Origin of the sequence: Kitasatospora cineracea (assembly GCF_003751605.1) — a bacterium.
GTDB classification, from domain to species: domain Bacteria; phylum Actinomycetota; class Actinomycetes; order Streptomycetales; family Streptomycetaceae; genus Kitasatospora; species Kitasatospora cineracea.
In genome coordinates, this window is record NZ_RJVJ01000001.1 from 1316456 (window position 1) to 1331825 (window position 15370).

The following is a 15370-nucleotide window of genomic DNA, read 5'->3' on the forward strand; positions in this document are numbered from 1 at the left end:
GCATATGCCCGTACACGGACAGGGCCGCGGCAAGTCCGCAACGGTGACACAACGGTGAACGGGCCGCGACCCAGCGCCACGGAGGACGCCGCGCGGGGCCCGGAACGACACCGCGGGGCCCGGTGCAGTACCGGGCCCCGCGGGGTGAGGGTGGGTCAGGCGGTCCTGGGCCGGACGCCGGGTCAGAACGCCTCTTCGGCCAGCTCCATCAGCTCGTTGTCGATGTTCTCGGCGATCTGGCGCTGCGCGGCGGTGGTCGGCAGCACGGTGCGGGCGAAGTGCTTCGCGGCGGCGACCTTGCCCCGGTAGAACGGGACGTCCTTCTCGGAGGCGCCGGCCTCCAGCTTGGCCAGTGCGACGGCGGCCTGGCGCAGCAGCAGCCAGCCGACCACCACGTCGCCGGAGACCAGCAGCAGGCGGGTGGTGTTCTGGCCCACCTTGTACATGTTCTTGACGTCGGCCTCGACGGCCGACAGGTCGGCGATCAGCTTGCCGACGATGGCCTCCAGGTCGCCCGCGGCCTTGGCCAGCAGGTCGCGCTCGGCGGCCAGCTCGGCGCCGCCCTCGCCGGTGGCCAGGAACTTGGTGATCTGCTCGTTGACGGCGGTCAGCGCCTGGCCGCCGTCCTTGACGATCTTCCGGAAGAAGAAGTCCTGGCCCTGGATGGCGGTGGTGCCCTCGTACAGGGTGTCGATCTTGGCGTCCCGGATGTACTGCTCGATCGGGTACTCCTGCAGGTAGCCGGAGCCGCCGAAGGTCTGCAGGGACTGGGCGAGCTGCTCGTAGGACTTCTCCGAGCCGTAGCCCTTGACGATCGGCAGCAGCAGGTCGTTCAGGCGCTCGGCGGCCGCGTCGTGCTCGCCGCGCAGGCGGGCGGCCAGCATGTCGTCCTGCACCGAGGCGGTGTAGAGCACCAGGGCGCGCATGCCCTCGGCGTACGCCTTCTGGGTCAGCAGGGAGCGGCGCACGTCGGGGTGGTGGGTGATGGTGACGCGCGGCGCGGTCTTGTCCATGAACTGCGCGAGGTCGGCGCCCTGCACGCGCTCCTTGGCGTACTCCAGCGCGTTCAGGTAGCCGGTGGACAGGGTGGCGATGGCCTTCGTGCCGACCATCATCCGGGCGAACTCGATGATCTTGAACATCTGGCGGATGCCGTCGACGGTCTCGCCGAGCAGCCAGCCCTTGGCCGGGTGCTTGGCGCCGAAGGTCATCTCGCAGGTGTTGGACGCCTTGAGGCCCATCTTGTGCTCGACGTTGGTGGCGTAGACGCCGTTGCGCTCGCCGAGCTCGCCGGTCTCCCAGTCGAAGTCGAACTTCGGCACGATGTACAGGCCCAGGCCCTTGGTGCCCGGCTTGCCGCCCTCGGGGCGGGCCAGCACCAGGTGGATGATGTTCTCGGACATGTCGTGCTCGCCCGAGGTGATGAAGCGCTTGACGCCCTCGATGTGCCAGGAGCCGTCCTCCTGCTTGACCGCCTTGGTGCGGCCGGCGCCCACGTCGGAGCCGGCGTCCGGCTCGGTCAGCACCATGGTGGCGCCCCACAGGCCCTCGACCATGCGCTGGGCGACCTTCTGCTGCTCCTCGGTGCCCTCGTCGTGGACGACGCCGGCGAAGGCCGGGCCGGAGGAGTACATCCAGATCGCCGGGTTGGCGCCGAGCACCTGCTCCGCGTACGCCCAGACCAGGGAGTTCGGGGTGACCTGGCCGCCGATGCCCTCCGGGATGCCCAGGCGCCACCACTCGGCGTCCATGAAGGTCTGGTAGCTCTTCTTGAAGGTCTCCGGGATCGGAGCGGTGTTGGTCTCCGGGTCGAACACCGGCGGGTTGCGGTCGGCGTCGACGAACGAGGCGGCGAGGTCGTTCTCGGCCAGCCGGGCGATCTCGCTGAGGATGTTCTTCGCGGTGTCGACGTCCATCTCGGCGAACGGACCGGTGCCGTACACCTGGTCGCGGCCGAACACCTCGAAGAGGTTGAACTCCACGTCCCGCAGGTTGGACTTGTAGTGACCCATGACCGTTTCTCCGGTTCGTCTGCTCCACGGGCGGCCGCTTCCGGCGCACCGCTTACCCACCAGTACGCCCCATGATGCTACCGGTTGGTAACTTGTTCAAGCCCCTGGACGTCACCAGGGTATGAACGTGGTCACGTCCCACAATGGCCCCCGGCCCGGGATTGTGCGGATCACCCGCCCCCAAGCGGGGCGCGGCCCGATAGCCTTGTCCCCGTGTACGGCTACGAGCAGAGCGCCTACCAGGACCCCTACCAGCAGCAGATGCAGCAGGGGATGTCCGGCATGCCCGGCCCCGGGTACGGCGACCCGCAGGCCGCCCAGCAGTCGCTCTACCCCGAACCCTCGCCGCCCTCGCTGGCGGACGCGGTGCGCGCCTTCACCACCGGCGCGATGCCGGTGGAGGACTTCCAGGCCATCTTCATCACCTCCAAGGTGTACTGCCCGCGCGGCGACCGCCCCGGCTTCCTGGCCCTGCACAACACCCCGACCCCGGTGATCCCGATGTTCAGCTCGCTCAAGGAGCTGAAGCGGTACGCGGGCAAGGAGTCCAAGCACTTCTCGGTCACCGGCGCCGAGGTCCTCGACCTGCTGCCCACCGGGTACGGCTTCGCCCTCGACATGGAGGGCGAGCACCGGATGGTGTTCGACGCCCGCGCGGTCGAGCAGATGGTGGACTTCACCATGCGCCGGATGTACGGCTGACCCCCTCCCCCCGTTTCCCCTCGGGCGGGAATGCGCGCCAATAGTTCAACGTTCAACCTTGCGAGTGGTTGAGCATTGAACTACTGTGGTGGACACAGGCCACAGACCCGCCGAAGGAGGCCGACATGCCCGCCGTGACCGTCGAGAACCCGCTGACCCTGCCGCGCGTCACCACCCCCGACCCGGTGCACAGCACCGCCCGGCCGGTCCTCACCGTGGCCACCGCCCCCGAGGGCTACGAGGGCGAGGGCTTCCCCGTCCGCCGCGCCTTCGCCAAGATCAACACCAAGTACCTCGACCCGTTCATCATGATGGACCAGATGGGCGAGGTGGACTACGAGGCCGGCGAGCCCAAGGGCACCCCCTGGCACCCGCACCGCGGCTTCGAGACCGTCACCTACATCATCGACGGCACCTTCATCCACCGTGACTCGCACGGCGGCGGCGGCGTCATCACCGACGGCGACACCCAGTGGATGACGGCCGGCTCCGGCCTGCTGCACATCGAGACCCCGCCGGAGTCCCTGGTGATGTCCGGCGGCCTGTTCCACGGCCTGCAGCTGTGGGTCAACCTGCCCGCCGCGGACAAGATGATCACCCCCAAGTACCAGGACATCCGCGGCGGCAGCGTCAAGCTGCTCACCTCGGCGGACGGCGGCGCGCTGATCCGCGTCATCGCCGGCGAGCTCGACGGCCACCAGGGGCCCGGCGCCACCCACACGCCGATCACCATGACCCACGTCTCGCTCACCCCCGGCGCGCAGCTCACCCTGCCCTGGCGCGCGGACTTCAACGCCCTCGCGTACGGCCTGGCCGGCAGCGGCTCGGCGGGCGAGGAGCGGCGGCCGTTCCGCACCGGCCAGGCCGTGGTCTTCGGCGACGGCGACAGCCTGACCGTCCGCGCCGACGAGAAGCAGGACTCGCGCTCCGCCACCTTCGAGTTCGTCCTGCTCGGCGGCCTCCCGATCCGCGAGCCCGTCGCCTGGTACGGCCCGTTCGTGATGAACAGCCACCGCGAGCTCCAGCAGGCCATGGAGGACTTCCAGGCCGGCCGCCTCGGCACCGTCCCCGCCGACGAGAACTGACCCTCCCGGCACCACCGCGACGCCCGGCCCCGCTCCCGGGGGCCGGGCGTCGCCGTGCCGTCGGACGGTTTGCTTCCGGTTCGGTCACGACCGGAGCGAACCCGGGGCACGGGGGCAGGGCGGCGGACGAGGATGATCACGTCTCATTCACATCCGATCACCCGAGGAACACACCTGTGAACCCGTACCAGGCGCCATCGACCAGGCCGGAGCAGCGGACGACGGGGAACCGGGTGGCGCGGATCGCGCTGCTGCTCTTCCTGCCGCCGGTGGCCGGGGTGATGGCGTGGCGGTCGAGGCGGCTGCACCGGGGGGTGAAGGTGCTGCTGGTGGTGTGGTGCGCGGTGATGTCGGTCTTCTGGCTCGCGGCGATCTTCGGGCCGGACAAGAAGGACGCCGCGCCCGCGCCCGCGGCCACCACGGCCTCGCCGAGCCCGGTGGCGAGCGACAGCCCCACGCCGGAGCCGACGCCCACTCCGACGCCGAGCCCGACGCCCACGCCCACGCCCACGCCGGAGCCGACGCCCAGTCCGACACCGACGCCGACGCCGACCCCGGAGGCGCCGGAGCCCGTGCAGACCGAGGCCGAGAGCACGCCCGAACCGGCCCGGACCACCGAGCAGGCCGCCGCGTACTACAAGAACTGCACCGAGGCGAAGGCCGCCGGCGCCGCACCGCTGCACCGGGGGGAGCCGGGCTACCGCTCCGCGCTCGACCGGGACGGGGACGGGGTCGCCTGCGAGAAGTAGCGGGCGGAACCCGGTGGGGGGCGGGGGCGTTCGGAGGGTGCCGGGCGGACGGTCCGGGCGGAGGCGGGGGAAGGGGCGGCGAGGATGCCGGAGGACGACTACCTGAGCGGCACCATCCGGGCGTACGACCGGGATCCGGGGCGCTACGAGCGGGCGACCGCCGGGATGCTGCCGGAGGCCGAACTGGACGCGTTCGTCCGAATGCTGCCCGACCCGGCCGGGCGGGTGCTGGACGTCGGCTGCGCGTTCGGGCGGGACACCGGGCTGCTCGCCGCGCGGGGGCTGCGGGCGCAGGGAGTGGACCTGTCGGCCGCGTTCGTGGCCCGGGCCGCCGAGCGGCACCCGGAGCTGCCGTTCCGGGTCATGGACGCCCGCCGGCTGGACTTCCCCGACGGGCACTTCGCCGGGATCTGGTGCCAGGCCACGCTGCTGCACCTGAAGGACCACGACGTGAGCGCGGCGCTGGCCGGGTTCCGCCGGGTGCTGGTGCCCGGCGGGGCGCTGTTCGCCGGGTTCAAGGAGGGCGAGGGCGAGGAGGAGGTCGTCGAACGCTTCAGCAGCGACGCGTCCCGGTTCTACCGCTACCAGTCCGCGGCCGGCGTCACCGCCCTGCTGGAGGGCGCCGGTTTCCGGGTCGCGGCCGTCGAGCGCTCCCACGAGGCGGAGCGCTACGGCCCCGGCCACCGCGACCTGACCTGGCTGCACGCCTTCGCCCACGCCCCGGGCGGCCGCGGGGCGTAGCCGCCGGGCGGGCCTTTCCGCGTTCCGGGCTCAACCTTCCGGCGGGCCCGCGGATCGGGAACGGGTGACAGGGGTGAGCAGCCGGAGGGGCGGATGCGCGGACACGACGAGTTGAGCTCCTAGGAGTACGCGGCCGGATCCGGTCGGCGGCTGTACCGGACGCCGCCCCGGCGGCATCGTGGACGTCGCGGGCCGGCTGACCGTCGTCGGCACCGACTACGACGGCGCGAAGGACGGGCCCGTGCAGTCGCCCTTCTCCGTGACCCGCTGACCGACCGGCCCCGCCGGGCCGGGGACGGCGGTGTGCACCGGCACGGCCGCGCCGACCGGCCCGTCCTGCCGTGCAGCGGAAGGCAGTTGACCGGGGCTCAGGTCGGCTCCGCGGCGGGCGGCAGGTCGAGTTCGGCCAGCACGGCGGCGCCCGCCGCGGCCTTGTCCGGGTCGGGCCCGGACTCGGCTCCGGGGTCGGCGGCGCGCAGGCGGCGCAGCGCCTCGGTGAGGCGGTCGGTGGCGCCGCGGAGCTGGGCGGCGCGCTCGGCGTGCAGGCCGGTCATCGGGTCGTCGACGACGGTGACCGGGATGCCGCGTTCGCGGGCGGCGGCCAGCACCGCCTCGCCCGCCTCCGGGATCAGGGTGAGCGCGGAGGCGGCGAACAGGCCGCCGGCCAGGTTCTTCGGACGGCCGATCAGGTTCTTGGCGACGATCTCGCAGGGCAGCGAGCGCTCCTGCCGCTCGGCGGCGGCGGTCGCCGCCAGCGCGACGGTGAGCAGCGCCTCGGCGGCCCTGGTGACCAGCCACTTGCGGCCGGGGACGGGCGGCAGGAACTCGCGGATCCGGTCCACCTCGCGCTCGACCACCACGTCCGGCAGCAGGTCGACGGTGCTGTGGCAGCGGATCTCCAGCACCTTGCCCCAGGCCACCGACTCCCCGTCGAAGCCGAGCTCCTCGGGGCCGACCGCGACCTGGCCGAGGCCGTCCAGCAGGTGCAGCAGCCGTACCGCCGGGCCCGGGACGTGCGGGAGCCGGCCGACCAGCCCGGCCAGCGAGACCTCCCACTCCTCCGTCAGCGGCACCCCCGGCTTCGGGTGCGTCTCCAGCGCCCGCCGCGCCCAGTCCGAGCCGGCCCTGGCCCGGGCCGAGGCCACCGCTCCCGACACGGCCCCCGACACCGACCCCAGCGCGGCCCCGGCCCGCCGCCCGGCCCCCTCGCCGACCTGCTTGATCCCCACGCCGTCCTCCCCTGGTCCGTTCCGACCGCCACGCTACCGCCCGGGGTGCGCGGGTCGAGGGGGTGAGGAATCGGGCGGTGGTGGGGAATCGGGGGCGTGGGGCGGGGGTTGGGAGGAGCGACGGTCAACTACCGAACCGGAGGACGGCATGGCGACGATTCACCGCACCACTTTGGAGCCGGGCAAGTTGGAGCTGCTGGCGGGGTGGCTGCCGGAGCAGGAGTGGTTCCGGGCGGGGGGCGGGGAGCTGGTGCGGGCCGGCGGGTTCCGGCTGGACGACCCGGCGGGCGAGGTGGGGATCGAGCTGATGGTGGTGGCGGACGGGCGGGACGCCTACCTGGTGCCGATGGCGTACCGGGCGGCTCCGCTGGAGGGGGCGCCGGAGGGGGCGCTGATCGGGACGGCGGAGCACGGGGTGCTGGGCAAGCGCTGGTTCTACGACGGGGCGCAGGACCCGGTGGTGCGGGAGCAGTTGGCGCGGCTGCTGCACGGGGAGGCGGTGCCGCAGATGCAGAGCGAGAGCGACGCGGTGGACGAGGGCGTGGCGGTGGCGCCGGTGGCGGGCGGGGCCGTGCCGGTGGTGCGCCGGGTGCTGGAGCCGGCCGGGGAGCCCGCGGCGGGCGAGGTGGTGGCCGGGTACACCGCGCCGGACGGGTCGGTGCGGCGGGCGGTGTTCGTGGCGGACGGCCGGGGCTGACGGCGGGTCAGAGCCGGGCGTAGAGCGCGGCGGCGTCGTCGTGGGCCTTGCCGCGGGGCCAGCGCAGACAGGCGGCGTCGCTGCGTTCGGCGGCCCGGACCTGGGCGATCAGTTCGGCGGGGCCGTCCTCCGCGAGCAGGCGGAGGGCGTCGGCCCAACTGCCGAGTTCCAGGCGGTCGGTGTAGCGGGCGGCGCCGTCGGAGAGGGCGGCCACGCCGTGCAGGTCGGTGCGGGCGACGGCGCCGGTCTCGGCGTGCTGGGCGGCGTACGGGGTGGCGGCGGCGATCCACGGGCCGCGGCCGGTGTTGCGGGCGGCCCGGACGGCGATCGCGTACCGCAGGTAGAGCGCGGCGCGTTCGGCGGTGCCCGGGACGGTGGACCAGATCTGGCGGCGCAGCGCCTCGCCGCCGGGGAAGCGCTGGTTGTCGCCGATCACCCGGGGCGGGCCGTCCTTGAGGTGGAGCACCAGCAGGGAGTCGCCGAGCGCCAGGTACTCCAGGGTGTCGCCGCGCAGCCGGGCGGCGACCACCATGGCGGCGGGGGTGGCCGGGTTGGCGAGGTCGCAGGTGCCGCCGTGCAGGGCGGCGGTCTCGGCGATGGCGTCGGCCAGGCAGTCTGCCATCGGGCGGTCGGGGCGGTCGGTGAGCCTGGTGAGCAGGTGGACGCCGAGGCGGCGGACGTACCAGGCGATGCCGTGGGTGCAGCCGGACCGGAGGGTGTCCGGGGCGCTGGAGCCGTCGAGGAGGACCAGGGCCTCCGGGGTGGCGGCCGCGAAGTCCTCGTTGGCCCGGTCGGGGCGGCGCGCGTCGACTGCCAGCTCTACCCGCATGCCCACCAGTCTGCGGCCGGGGCCCGGCCCCGAACAGGGGGGCGACCGTGATCCCTTCACGGATGATTCGGACATAATGGTGCGAAGGTATGCCAATCAGTCGCAGCGTCCCCCGGCCCGGCCCCCGGCCGCCGGCCCCGGCAACAGGAGCACCCCATGGTCTGGCAGTTCTTCGTCCTGGTGATCGCCTCGATCGGCTTCCCGGTCCTCACCCTGCTGTTCATGATGGGCGGCCTGCAGTACCGCGACGAGCGGACGCACCCGCACGGCGCGGCGCGCCGGGGCTGACGGGGGCGATATCGGCTGACAGCACCCCCGGTCGGCATGGCAGGGTGTGCTCCTAGTAACACCCGCTCCCGTCCAGGAGGACCCGAATGAGCAGCGACACCCCCCCGGCCGCCGAGCCCGCGCCGGAGGCCGCCACCGACGCCGACGCCGGCACCGAGGCCGCCCCGGAGGACCAGAAGGCCAAGTTCCTGGCCGCGCTGCAGCGCAAGGGCAACGGGAACCGCGGCTCGGCCGGCGGCCCCGGCGGCGACTCGAAGATCCACGGCGCCCACGGCGCGGCCGGCGGCAAGCGCACCTTCCGCCGCAAGAGCGGCGGCTGACCGGCCGCCCGCCCGCCGGAAGTCCCGGACGGCCGGTCCCGCGCCCACCGCGCGGGGCCGGCCGTCCGGCGTTCCCGACGCGCCGTCACGTCCTCCCGGCGTCCCGTCAGGCGGCCGGCAGCGCGGCGGGACCGGCCGGCACCCGGGCGAGTTCCAGCGCCAGTGGCCGCGGTGCGGTGAGGAAGGCCAGCGCGTTGTCGACCACCGCCGGTTCGACCAGCACCCGGCTGTGGCCCAGGCCCCGGGTGGTGAGCAGGCGCAGCTGCCGCTCGCCGTACGCGGCGCGCAGCAGGTGCGCCTGGCGGAGCGGGACGACGTCGTCGTCCTCGTCGTGCACCACCAGGATCGGCGCGGTGACCAGTTCGGGGCGGCGGGTGGCGTCGAAGCGCTGCCAGATGTCCCCGGCGCCGGGCAGCAGGACGCGTTCGATCCGCCGGACGAGGTCCGCCCGGAGGCGGTCGTTCAGGCCCAGGACGGTGCTGAACCCGTCCACCAGGTAGGCGAATTCGGCGACTCCGGCGACGGCGACCAGGCGCCCGACGGGGACGCCCTCGGCCATCGCCAGCAGGGTGCAGCAGGTGCCGAAGGAGTGCGCGACGGCGCCCTCGAACGGGCCGTGCCGTTCGGCGAGCCGGCCGATCAGCTCGCGGTACTCCAGGATCGTGGTGGCCCGCCCCGCGGAGTCGCCGTGGCCGGGCGCGTCGAAGGCGACCGGGCTCAGCCCGAGGTCGAGCAGCCCGCGCACGTACGGGGTGAAGCGGGACGCCCGGGAGCGCCAGCCGTGCACCAGCAGCACCGGGCGGCGGCCGTCGCCCCAGTGGTAGACCCGCGCCCGCTTGCCGTTGACCACCAGTTCCCCGGTGGTGGCGCGCTCGTGCAGGTCGCGTTCGGCGGGGCGGACCCGGCCGCGCAGGAGCGGGTTCCGGAAGAGCTCGAAGGCCACCCGGCCGGGCGGGGCGGTGGCGATCCGGGAGGTGGCGTTCAGCGCGGTGCGCACGAGTGCGGTAGCTGCCATGGACGAGATATTAGCGCGACCGTTCGTACAGTCTTGGAGGGGTGGGCGGCGGCCCGGCCCGAGGGGGTTCGGTCATCCGGTCGCGGGGAGGCCGAGCAGGCGGCGGACGGTCCGCAGCGTCCGGTCGTAGCGGGACGGGTCGTCGTGCAGCACCGCGAGGCTGTTCGTGCTCTCCAGCAGACCGGTGAGCAGCAGGGCCAGCTCCTCCGGGTCGGTGCCCGCCGGCAGTTCGCCGGCCGCGCCGGCCGCCCGGGCCAGGTCGGCCACCAGGTGCTCCCACTCCAGCGCCGACTCGGCCAGCACGTCCCGCAGCGGGCCGGGCCGGGCGTCGAACTCGGCCGTCACCGAGTAGAAGAAGCAGCCGCCCGCGAAGACCCGGTTCCGCGAGTGGTCGAGCCAGTGCTCGCACAGCGCCAGCAGCCGGGCCGCCCCCGCCGGCCGGTCGAGGGCGGGGGTGACCACCCGGTCGTGGAAGATCCGCCGGGCCGCCCGGACGGTCGCCAGCTGCAGTTCCTCCTTCGAGCCGAAGGCGGCGAACACGCCGCTCTTGCTCAGCCCCAGGTCGGTCGCCAGCCGGCCGATCGACAGCGCCTCCAGGCCCTCGACCGAGGCGGTCTGCACGGCCCGGCCGAGCACCGCCCGCCGGGTCTCGTTGCCGCGCTGGACCCGGCCGTCGGTGGCGGAGTCGATGACCACGGGAGCACCTCCGGCGGGACGGGTCAGGGCACCCGCCAGGGTACGCCGGGGCCGCCGTCAGCCGGTGTGCTCGTCCGGGAGGTACGGGGTCTCGCGGAGGAAGAGCGCCCCGCAGGTGTGGCAGTTGTGGTCGGGGTCCAGGGTCCAGCGGGTGGCGTCCTGGACGGGGGCGCCGTCGACGAGTTCCTTGCCGCACAGGGCGGTGAGGTTCGCGTCGCGGACGATGTGCCAGCTGACCACGGAGTCCGTGGCACCGGTCGGGTCGGTCTCGGCGCGCATCTGGTGATTCATGATCACCATGGTCCGCCGCCCGGACCGGCCCGGCAATTCGCGCCGCGGGCGGCGCGCCCGGACCGGCCCGGACCGGCCCGGCCCGCTCAGCCCTCGGCCGGGGGTTCCGGCAGCACCTCGCGGACCTCGACCGGCATGTTCATCGGCTTCCCGTCGGGCCCGGGCGCGGCGGAGAGCCGGGCCGCGAGCTCGACCGCCCGCTCCGGCGGGCAGTCGACCAGCCACCAGCCGAACAGGAACTCCTTGCCGTCCGGGAACGGCCCGCCGCTGACGGCGGGCGCCCCGCCGGTGGCTCGGACGATCCGGGCGGTCTCCGGCATCGCCAGGCCGCGGGCCTCCAGCAGCTCGCCGCCGGCGGTCAGTTCGGCCACCGCCCGCCGCATGTACCCGACGTGCTCGGCGAGCGCCGCGGCCTCCCAGGCCGGGATCGGCGGGACGGCGGTGTCGAGCTGACTGAAGTGCAGTTGCAGCAGGTACGTCACGGCGGGCTCCTCACGGTGCGGTTCGCGGTCTTCCGCACCCGGGTCGGAGCCGGGCCGCCGTTCTCGACATCCCGGCTCCGTCCGGTCCGGATCCGGTCCGGATCCGCTCTGGATCCCTTGTGGACCGGGCCCGGACCCGGCCCGGACCCCGGCCCGGGTCAGTCGGCCGGGCGCAGCGCCCGCCAGGCCGCCAGGGTGGCCAGCAGCAGGGCGGCGCCGGAGAGCGAGAAGCCGATCCGGGCGTCGACGTGCTGGGCGACGAAGGTGACGGCGAGGCCGGTGATCGGGAGGGTGCCGGTCATCGCGCTGCCCCACAGGGACATCACCCGGCCGCGCATCTCGGGGGCGGAGCGCAGCTGGGCCAGGGTGTTGGCGGTGGCGATGAACCAGATCGAGGTGAGGCCGACGGCGGCCAGGCCGACCACCGCGACGTAGATGTTCGGCGAGAGCGCGGTGGCCAGGATCGCCACCGAGGTGGCCAGGGCCAGGGTGCGCACCCGGCGCGGGGTGGGTTCGGGCGCGGCGGCGGCCAGCAGGGCGCCGGGCAGGCCGCCGACGCCGAACGCGGCCATCAGCAGGCCGTACCCGCCGCCGCCGCGGTGCAGGGCGTAGCTGACCAGCGGCGGGAGGGTGAGTCCCATGGCGAAGATCAGGCCGCTGGCGGCGGACATCGGCAGCAGGCCGCGGATGAGCGGGGAGCGCCAGGCGTAGGAGAGCCCCTCGCGGGCCTTGGCCTTCGGCCCGCCGGCCGGTCCGCGGCGCGGGGCGCCGCCGGCCGGGCGGAGCTTGATCAGGGCGATCATCGGGGCGGTGTAGGCGAGCGCGTTGAAGGCGAAGCAGAACGCGGGGCCGCTGGTGGCGAGCAGCGCGCCGGCGATGCTGGGGCCGATCACCCGGGAGGCGTTGAGCGCGACCTCCCAGAGGCCGACGGCGCTGGCCACCGCCCCGGAGCCGACCAGGTCGACCACGAAGACCTGCCGGGCCGGGGAGTCGACGGTGGTGATCAGCCCGGTGCAGGTGGCGAGCACCAGAAGCACCCACAGCCGGATCCCGCCGAAGGCGGCGATCAGCGCCAGGAGCACGCTGACGGCCATCATCAGGCTCTGGGTGACCATCAGCAGGCGGCGCCGGTCCGAGCGGTCGACCAGCGCACCGGCCCACGGGCCGAGGAGCAGCGTCGGGCCCCAGGCGCAGGCCGTCTGGACGGTCAACCAGACGGCGTTGTGGGTGAGTTCGAGGATCATCCAGGACATGGCGACGCCCTGCGCGAGCCCGCCGGACGCGGACGTCAGCTGGCCGTAGAACCAGATGCGGAAGTCCCGCCCCTGGAGGGCGTTGCCCATCCGGGACAGCGCGCGACGGGTTGCGGAGGCCGGCTCCGCGGCTGTGGTGGTCATGGTCCCCTCCGATGGAAGGTCTAGACCTTAGCCGGAGGCAGCGGACGCTCCGCCAGCGGGTTTCGGAGCGTGAGACGCCCGGGGACGAGGCGGGGACGAGACGGGGAAGAGGCCGGGACGAGGCGGGGTCGGGCACGAACGGGCGGCCCGCCGCCGGGTCAGGAGGCGGTGCGCAGCAGCGCGGCGGCGGCCGGGCCCGGGGTGAGGACCTTGTCGAAGCTGACGGTGGCGCCGCGCAGCGGGTGGGTGCGCAGCTGGACCCGGTCGGCCAGGGCGTGGATCAGGAACAGGCCGCGGCCGCACTCGGCGTCCAGGTCGGGGAGGGTGTCGGCGGCGGGGGCCGGCAGGGCGGGGCGCAGCGGGGGCAGCACGTGGGTGTCGTAGGGGGCGGGGCGGTCCGGGGCGGCGGGGCGGCGGGCGGTGAGCACCCGGGCCGGGACGGAGGCCCGGCCGCGGCGGGTGCGGCAGCGCGGGGCGGGCCGGTCGGCGGCGGGGCGGCGCGGCGCGGCCGGGCGCGGGGCCGGGCGCTCGGCGGTGGCGGTGGCGGTGGCGGTGGCGGTGGCGGGGCGCTCGGCCGGGGCCGGGGCGAGGGCCGGGGCGGCGGCCGGGCTGGTGTTGGCGACCTCGATCCGCAGCAGGTCGCCGCTGAGCGAGGCGGTGACCTGGAAGGTGTCCCCGGGGTGGGCGGGAGCGGCGTGCTCGACCGCGTTGGCGCAGGCCTCGGTGAGGGCGAGGCCGAGGTCGAAGGCGACCTGCGGATCGACTCCGGCGGAGTCCATGGCGCCGAGCAGGATGCGGCGGGCGAGCGGCACGCTGGCCGGGTCGCGCTTGAGGTGCAGAGTCCACCAGATGTCCACGGGAGTTCCCTCCTGGCTGCGGCTCCACATACAACTAGCTATCTCCTCGGCCGTGCGCGGTGAACCGTCCGCACGGGCGAAGGCCGCCCGTTCGGCGGATGGACCCGCCCCGTCGGGTGTGCCGATCAGCGCTCGGGCGGATCCGCGCGCCGGTCGGTTTCCCGCCATTCCGGGCGGGTCCCGGCCCCTGCCCCGGAGCGGGGTGTAGGCGGTGAGATGATGGCCCGGCCATGACTGACCCCACCGCCGCCGCCCGCCGGGGCGCCGCCGTGCCCGCTGGACGGGTGCCGACGGCCGCCTGGGACCTGCGGCTGCTGCGGGCGGTGCCGTTCGCGCTGGTGTGCACGCTGGTGGCGGCCTTCGGGCACGTCCGGGCGGGCGGTGCGGTGGCGCCGGACACGCTGGTGCCGGGGTTCGCCGCGGTGTGCGCGGCGGCGGCGCTGGCCGGCCGGCGGGAGCGCTCGACGGGGGCGATCGCGGCCGCGCTGGGCGCCGGGCAGCTGGGCCTGCACCTGCTGTTCCACTTCTTCGGGAGCGGGCTGGGCAGCGGCCCGGCGGCGGCGCACGCGCAGATGGCCGGAAACAGCTCCATGGATCCGCTGGTGGTGGCCGCGGGCCGGCTGCTGTGCGACGACGCTCCCGGCAACGGGCTGACCGTCGTCCCGCTGGACACCACGCCGGAGCAGGTGGTGAGCGCCGCGGGCCTGGACCCGCAGGCGGTGGTCGCGGCGGCCGCGCCGCACGCGTCCGGCTGGCTGGGGATGACCCCCGGCATGCTGCTGGGCCACCTGGCGGCGGCGCTGGTCGCGGGCTGGTGGCTGCGGCGCGGCGAGGCCGCGCTGTGGCGGCTGGTGCGGACGGCCGCGCTGACCGCCCGGGAGTGGGCGGCGCCGGTGCGGACCGCGGTGGCGCTGCTGACGGCGCTGCTGCTGGGCACCGGGCGCCCGGCCGCGCCGCGCCGGGCCGCGCGCCCGGAGGACTGGCCGCTGCCGGTGGCGGCGGCGCTGCGGCACAGCCTGCCGCGCCGGGGACCGCCCGCGGTGGCGTTCGCGCGCTGATCGGGCCCGGGAGGACCGGGGCTCGGGCGCGCGCCGCTGCCGCCGTGCCCGCGCCGTGAGCGGGCCGGCCGAGTCTCCCGCACCTCCCCGCGTGCCGACGCGCACTGCCGCGCGGCCCCTTTCCTCAGGAGTCCCCTGATGCGTTCGCTTACCGCCCGTCGTTCCCTCGGCGCGCTCGCGGTGGCGGCCGGCGCCCTGCTGGCGTCCGCCGTGCCCGCCTTCGCCCACGTCACCGTCCAGCCGGGCAGTGTCCAGCAGGGCGGCTACAGCGCCGTGGCGTTCCGGGTGCCGAACGAGAGCGACACCGCCTCGACCGTGAAGGTCGAGGTCAACCTGCCGCTGGACCACCCGATGGCCTCGGTGCGCACCCAGCCCGTCCCGGGCTGGACCGCCGTGCTGGAGAAGTCGAAGCTCGACAAGCCGCTGGACTCGCACGGCCAGCAGATCACCGAGGCCGTCTCGAAGATCACCTGGACGGCGAACGACGGCACCAAGATCGCGCCCGGGCAGTACCAGGACTTCGCGGTCTCGCTCGGCGCGCTGCCGACCGACACCGACACGCTGGTCTTCAAGGCGCTGCAGACGTACGACAACGGCGACGTGGTCCGCTGGATCGAGGAGGCCAAGGACGGGCAGCCCGAGCCGTCCAAGCCCGCCCCGGCGCTGAAGCTGACCAAGGCCGCGGGCGCCACCACCGCCGCCGACCAGCACTCGACGGACTCGGCCGGCGCGCAGCAGGCCGTGGCCGGTGCGAAGTCCTCCGACTCGACCGCCCGCACGCTGGGCGTGGTCGGCATCGTGGTCGGCGTGGTCGGCGCGGCGCTCGGCGTGGCCGGGCTGCGCCGCCGCTCCGCGCAGTCCTGACCCCGGCCGGGGCGGGGCCGCGCAGGCCCCGCCCCGGCACCCTTCCGTCCCTCCGCGC

The 15370-nt window shown here is 74.9% G+C and carries 19 protein-coding genes; 9 read left to right on the plus strand and 10 right to left on the minus strand.

Going from position 1 to position 15370, the window contains the following annotated elements:
* Positions 1-182: 182 nt before the first annotated feature.
* On the minus strand, positions 183-2012 hold the full coding sequence (locus EDD39_RS05945) for an acyl-CoA dehydrogenase (protein WP_123553743.1): 1830 nt from the start codon (positions 2010-2012) through the stop codon (positions 183-185).
* A 213-nt stretch (positions 2013-2225) separates the two neighbouring features.
* Between EDD39_RS05945 and EDD39_RS05950 the strand changes: the two genes are divergently transcribed.
* Together EDD39_RS05950 and EDD39_RS05955 are read left to right on the plus strand one after the other, a co-directional pair.
* The gene (locus EDD39_RS05950; protein ID WP_030459265.1) at positions 2226-2714 is read left to right on the plus strand and encodes an SseB family protein; all 489 of its coding nucleotides are present in this window, start codon (positions 2226-2228) and stop codon (positions 2712-2714) included.
* Between the two features lie 125 nt (positions 2715-2839).
* Positions 2840-3799 carry a pirin family protein gene (locus tag EDD39_RS05955; protein ID WP_123553745.1) on the plus strand — a complete coding sequence of 320 codons (960 nt, stop codon included), beginning with the start codon at positions 2840-2842 and terminating at the stop codon, positions 3797-3799.
* Between the two features lie 157 nt (positions 3800-3956).
* On the opposite strand, the gene EDD39_RS40645 is transcribed toward EDD39_RS05955, so the two are convergent.
* On the minus strand, positions 3957-4394 hold the full coding sequence (locus EDD39_RS40645; protein ID WP_162869948.1) for a hypothetical protein: 438 nt from the start codon (positions 4392-4394) through the stop codon (positions 3957-3959).
* Here EDD39_RS40645 and EDD39_RS40650 point away from each other — a divergent pair.
* Together EDD39_RS40650 and EDD39_RS05965 are read left to right on the plus strand one after the other, a co-directional pair.
* Positions 4372-4548 (plus strand): excalibur calcium-binding domain-containing protein, encoded by a 177-nt coding sequence (locus EDD39_RS40650; protein WP_244256616.1) that lies wholly within the window; start codon positions 4372-4374, stop codon positions 4546-4548. The two genes, EDD39_RS40645 and EDD39_RS40650, sit on opposite strands and share 23 nt — an antisense overlap.
* 84 nt (positions 4549-4632) lie before the next feature.
* Positions 4633-5289, plus strand: a complete 657-nt coding sequence (locus EDD39_RS05965) for a class I SAM-dependent methyltransferase (RefSeq protein WP_123553747.1) — start codon at positions 4633-4635, stop codon at positions 5287-5289.
* A 368-nt stretch (positions 5290-5657) separates the two neighbouring features.
* Here the strand turns inward: EDD39_RS05965 and EDD39_RS05970 are convergent, their stop codons facing one another.
* Positions 5658-6518 (minus strand): hypothetical protein, encoded by an 861-nt coding sequence (locus tag EDD39_RS05970; protein ID WP_123553749.1) that lies wholly within the window; start codon positions 6516-6518, stop codon positions 5658-5660.
* Positions 6519-6666: 148 nt separating this feature from the next.
* Here EDD39_RS05970 and EDD39_RS05975 point away from each other — a divergent pair, with 148 nt between their 5' ends.
* Positions 6667-7215, plus strand: coding sequence for a maltokinase N-terminal cap-like domain-containing protein (locus EDD39_RS05975; RefSeq protein ID WP_123553751.1), 549 nt, complete (start codon positions 6667-6669; stop codon positions 7213-7215).
* A gap of 7 nt (positions 7216-7222) precedes the next feature.
* Here EDD39_RS05975 and EDD39_RS05980 read toward each other — a convergent pair whose 3' ends face one another.
* Entirely contained in the window at positions 7223-8044 is an 822-nt protein-coding gene (locus EDD39_RS05980; RefSeq protein ID WP_123553753.1) for an integrase, read from the minus strand.
* Between the two features lie 156 nt (positions 8045-8200).
* Here EDD39_RS05980 and EDD39_RS41920 point away from each other — a divergent pair, with 156 nt between their 5' ends.
* Positions 8201-8332 (plus strand): hypothetical protein, encoded by a 132-nt coding sequence (locus tag EDD39_RS41920; protein ID WP_255358057.1) that lies wholly within the window; start codon positions 8201-8203, stop codon positions 8330-8332.
* Between the two features lie 86 nt (positions 8333-8418).
* Complete coding sequence (locus EDD39_RS05985) at positions 8419-8652, plus strand: DUF5302 domain-containing protein (RefSeq protein WP_123553755.1); 234 nt, start codon at positions 8419-8421, stop codon at positions 8650-8652.
* A gap of 106 nt (positions 8653-8758) precedes the next feature.
* On the opposite strand, the gene EDD39_RS05990 is transcribed toward EDD39_RS05985, so the two are convergent.
* The 6 genes from EDD39_RS05990 to EDD39_RS06015 form a co-directional block, all read right to left on the minus strand.
* Positions 8759-9667, minus strand: coding sequence for an alpha/beta hydrolase (locus EDD39_RS05990; protein ID WP_123553757.1), 909 nt, complete (start codon positions 9665-9667; stop codon positions 8759-8761).
* A 72-nt stretch (positions 9668-9739) separates the two neighbouring features.
* Positions 9740-10363 carry a TetR/AcrR family transcriptional regulator gene (locus EDD39_RS05995; protein ID WP_123553759.1) on the minus strand — a complete coding sequence of 208 codons (624 nt, stop codon included), beginning with the start codon at positions 10361-10363 and terminating at the stop codon, positions 9740-9742.
* Between the two features lie 57 nt (positions 10364-10420).
* Positions 10421-10654, minus strand: coding sequence for a hypothetical protein (locus tag EDD39_RS06000; protein ID WP_148089394.1), 234 nt, complete (start codon positions 10652-10654; stop codon positions 10421-10423).
* Positions 10655-10740: 86 nt separating this feature from the next.
* Positions 10741-11136, minus strand: coding sequence for a YciI family protein (locus EDD39_RS06005; protein WP_123553763.1), 396 nt, complete (start codon positions 11134-11136; stop codon positions 10741-10743).
* A 158-nt stretch (positions 11137-11294) separates the two neighbouring features.
* Positions 11295-12533, minus strand: a complete 1239-nt coding sequence (locus tag EDD39_RS06010) for an MFS transporter (protein ID WP_123553765.1) — start codon at positions 12531-12533, stop codon at positions 11295-11297.
* A 158-nt stretch (positions 12534-12691) separates the two neighbouring features.
* On the minus strand, positions 12692-13390 hold the full coding sequence (locus EDD39_RS06015) for an ATP-binding protein (protein WP_162869949.1): 699 nt from the start codon (positions 13388-13390) through the stop codon (positions 12692-12694).
* A 230-nt stretch (positions 13391-13620) separates the two neighbouring features.
* Between EDD39_RS06015 and EDD39_RS06020 the strand changes: the two genes are divergently transcribed.
* Positions 13621-14448 carry a hypothetical protein gene (locus EDD39_RS06020; RefSeq protein ID WP_244256617.1) on the plus strand — a complete coding sequence of 276 codons (828 nt, stop codon included), beginning with the start codon at positions 13621-13623 and terminating at the stop codon, positions 14446-14448.
* 138 nt (positions 14449-14586) lie between these two features.
* Positions 14587-15312 carry a YcnI family copper-binding membrane protein gene (locus EDD39_RS06025; RefSeq protein ID WP_123553769.1) on the plus strand — a complete coding sequence of 242 codons (726 nt, stop codon included), beginning with the start codon at positions 14587-14589 and terminating at the stop codon, positions 15310-15312.
* Positions 15313-15370: the final 58 nt, after the last annotated feature.